The organism is Terriglobales bacterium (assembly GCA_035764005.1).
Lineage (GTDB): Bacteria > Acidobacteriota > Terriglobia > Terriglobales > Acidobacteriaceae > Gp1-AA112.
The window spans coordinates 1-3,387 of the sequence record DASTZZ010000048.1 but is presented as its reverse complement, the minus strand read 5'-3'; the positions used below and the strand labels follow the sequence as shown (position 1 = coordinate 3,387).

Here is a 3,387-nt window from a genome sequence, read left to right as displayed (position 1 = left end):
TTTACATAGTTAGTGATGGCTTCATCCATCTGATTACCGGCCATCCGTAGCGACCGCGAATAGACGATACCGCCGAGCGATATCACAGCTATGTCAGTCGTACCGCCTCCGATATCAACGACCATGTTGCCTATAGGCTCGCTGATGCGTAAGCCTGCACCGATAGCCGCGGCCATGGCCTGTTCCACTAAGTGAACTTCTCTCGCGCCGGCCCGATAGGCAGCATCGGTAACCGCACGCCTCTCGACTTGGCTAATCTCCGAAGGGACCGCGATAACCATGCGCGGGTGCAAAAACAACTGGCGCCTGCATGCCTTGCGAATGAAGTAGCTCAACATTCTTTCAGTGACCCTGAAGTCAGCGATCACTCCATCCTTCATAGGCTTAATGGCTACGATGTTCGCAGGAGTGCGTCCTAGCATTTCCTTTGCTTCTTTGCCGACTGCTTCGACTTCGCCCGTGTTCTTGTCGATTGCCACAATTGACGGCTCATTGACCACGATTCCTCTGCCGTGCACGTAGACGAGTGTATTCGCGGTGCCGAGATCGACAGCAATGTCATTAGCTAAGAGTGTAGACAGCGAAGGAATTCTAAGAAACCGCCATCCTGCATAATGCCCATTAAGTGACATCACCGCACATTGACCAAAATCGGAGTGGTGGATTGCTGAGCGGAAGGGTGGAATTTATCCTCACTCACACGAATTCGCAAAGGCAGACGGTAGACCATCGAACTTGTCCCCGAGGCGCGCCAGAACGTTCATGAGGTCCGCATCTTCTCCACACTCCATCATCGTCGTCGGGTAGATTGAACTGTTTGCGTCTCTTGTTCCCATTTCTCTGCGGAGGGAAAGAAGTGGCGAGGAGTCGCTCACGTGCGCCGCATGACTCGCGAATAGATATGACTCTGTGCCAAAAGTAACGCGGCTAGAAGCGCTCTCGCTTGGCACTGTCCTTCTGGAAAATCAGCAAGTTGTCGCGATTACCGAAACTTCTGGCGTGGATGCGGACGACATCGAGAAGCCGCTTCACAGCGATTCGCTTCCTGGTGTTCGATCAGTTATTGAGAGCAAAGACATTCGTGGCAGCGTCTTCAATAACAGCAGTGAAGTGGCAAACAGACCAGCACACACAAGGTTTGCTATTAAACGCACATTTCCGGACATGGCCACCGGGAACACGGGATTAAAGAGTGCGCAAATCCCGAGGAATACCACGATCCAGATGTAATTCTTCAATTGAATTGCTTGCCCGACCACGACGAGCGCCGCCACGCATACAAAGAATGACAACAACTCTTCATAATTCGGTGAACGCCAAAATAATGCAATGAGCAGTCCTACTACTGCGAGCGCTTTTAAGATTGCCGTAAACATCAGAGGCTCCTTGTTTTCTTCTGTTCCTCAATTACATGCTTCTCGCAGGCCGAGCACTGTATACAACAGCTCACTCTTGGCTCGCTCTTTTTGCCTGTTTACTGATTTGGAACAACTGCTTTGAGCGAACCAACTGGCCGAGAGGCGTACGCACTGATTGGGAAAAACTAAGACGGCATATCAGACGGGATCGTGACAGACGGAGAGACTTTTGGAACTTCCTTCGTTCCGTGGGAAAGCGCTTGCGCTCTCCGGCGGCGATCTCGATGCGGTGTTTTTCGGTTTTGTCCTGGGTGAAAGTCGCAGTTCTCTCCCGATTTCGCGCCACAGGTTGCACACGGGATCGCCAACATTTGCTTCGCCGAGACTCGAACGCTGCTCATACTGAAGTATGGTGCCAAACGAGAAGAACGAATACTGGTCAATTGTGCACACTTCGTTAGCTTTGGAGATGGCACACCAACCGAAGTACCCTCCACTCCGGACACAGGTATCATTAGTTATGACCATGAATCAGAAATGCCCAGTGTGCAAGGGCCGGAAAACAAATGGCAATGGTAGAACCTGCCAGCAATGCGGAGGTGCGGGTGAAATCATGCCCCGCTCAACTGAGAGAGAAGAGCAGGTGCATGTTCCATTTCGGCATCGTAATCTAGCGCAGGAGGGAAAGTCTATGCGAAAGCGCCTGATCACCCCAATTCGGTACACAGCTTCCGTTGCGGAGCCGCAATGGTTGGAACTGGACAGAGCCGCGGCGGTTGAAGTCACTTCCGAGGAAACCCAGCATCCGATCGAAGGAGCATTGGTAAGAGATGACAAGCGTGGATGGAGAGCGTCGGAGGCTGGCACTCAAACCGTGCGCTTAATCTTCGATCAGCCCCAGAATATCGAACGCATTGAGCTAACCTTCGACGAGAACGAATCGGCACGGACGCAGGAGTTCGTGCTGCGGTGGATGCCCAATACGGGACAAGTCCATGAGATCATTCGTCAGCAGTGGAATTTCAGCCCTCCAACTGCCGTACATGAGGCTGAGAGCTTCTCCGTCCAGCTTTCCGCAGTGAGTACGCTCGAACTAATCATCACTCCCGACATCGGCGGCGGACCCGCTCCCGCCTCTCTATCGCAACTGCGTTTAGCTTGATCGCGAAGTTTATCCCGACTTCGAACCTCGCCAATATCTTTTGCACTACCACGAATAAGAATAAGGAGGAGGAGTGTCAGGGGGCGACGGCTTCAGAACGCCGCCAATCCTCCCGCTCAGATGCTATTTCGATTTATGCTGCCTTCCACTTTATTGGCTCTTAAAACTGTCGTGCCTTTGGGCAGCGTAAGTGAAGCACGGCGTCTTGCATGCACTAAGTCCGCCAGGGCAAAGGGAATAGCTGCGGGCCCGAGCGTAATAAATCATGAACCTATTCACTCTCGTTTCTTGCAGAAGAGCTTTACACCAACGCAAGTTCCCAATTGAGAGTATGATCGAGGTACATCGCATCTCTCCGCCACTTATTCGGTGACGGTCTTCTGCGACGTTCGCGGAACCCGTGCACTGGACCAGTCCTACCATCACTCACTGCAGCGGATTCCCACAATTGTGTGTCCATCGAGGACGCAAATTCGTTCGTCTGCGCTTGACGGCCGTCGTGACGCCGCGAGGTGACAGGTTGAAGTTCCAGAGAGATCACAAGCGTCAGGAGGAAATGTGAGAGAAGAAAAACCTAGATGTGAAAAATGCACTTACGATACCAGGTGCGATCCCGTGAGCCCGGTGAGCAAGTGTTTGTACTGCGGAAACTATCCTTTACTAACGACTACGTCTGAAGTGGCAGCAAGACCAAAATGAAATTCCCAACTTTGTCATGCGAATGCGCGGCGGAATCGAGCTAAATTTATGGCCACACCAAACTGCAATTGCGGACACCCGAAACGCGATCACACGATTGTGAGATCCGGCAGCTCGGGCTCTTGCAAGATCTGCCTCTGCGATGCATACAAATCGGCTGGTGCAAAG

Annotated in this window: 3 protein-coding genes; 1 reads left to right on the top strand and 2 read right to left on the bottom strand. The window is 52.2% G+C overall.

All coding sequences use genetic code 11. From position 1 onward, the window contains the following. Together mreB and VFU50_07285 are read right to left on the bottom strand one after the other, a co-directional pair. Positions 1–632, bottom strand: a 632-nt coding sequence (gene mreB / locus VFU50_07290; GenBank protein ID HEU5232648.1) for a rod shape-determining protein MreB, incomplete at its 3' end; no start/stop codon positions are given. 396 nt (positions 633–1,028) lie between these two features. Beyond that, the gene (locus VFU50_07285; protein HEU5232647.1) at positions 1,029–1,376 is read right to left on the bottom strand and encodes a DUF6804 family protein; all 348 of its coding nucleotides are present in this window, start codon (positions 1,374–1,376) and stop codon (positions 1,029–1,031) included. 673 nt (positions 1,377–2,049) lie between these two features. Here VFU50_07285 and VFU50_07280 point away from each other — a divergent pair. Beyond that, complete coding sequence (locus VFU50_07280; GenBank protein ID HEU5232646.1) at positions 2,050–2,520, top strand: hypothetical protein; 471 nt, start codon at positions 2,050–2,052, stop codon at positions 2,518–2,520. Positions 2,521–3,387: the final 867 nt, after the last annotated feature.

What these genes read in the sequence shown, in the direction of transcription:
- VFU50_07285 (HEU5232647.1), bottom strand. Translation starts at nt 1,376, where the DNA reads ATGTTTACGGCAATCTTAAAAGCGCTCGCAGTAGTAGGACTGCTCATT.
- VFU50_07280 (HEU5232646.1), top strand. Translation starts at nt 2,050, where the DNA reads ATGCGAAAGCGCCTGATCACCCCAATTCGGTACACAGCTTCCGTTGCG.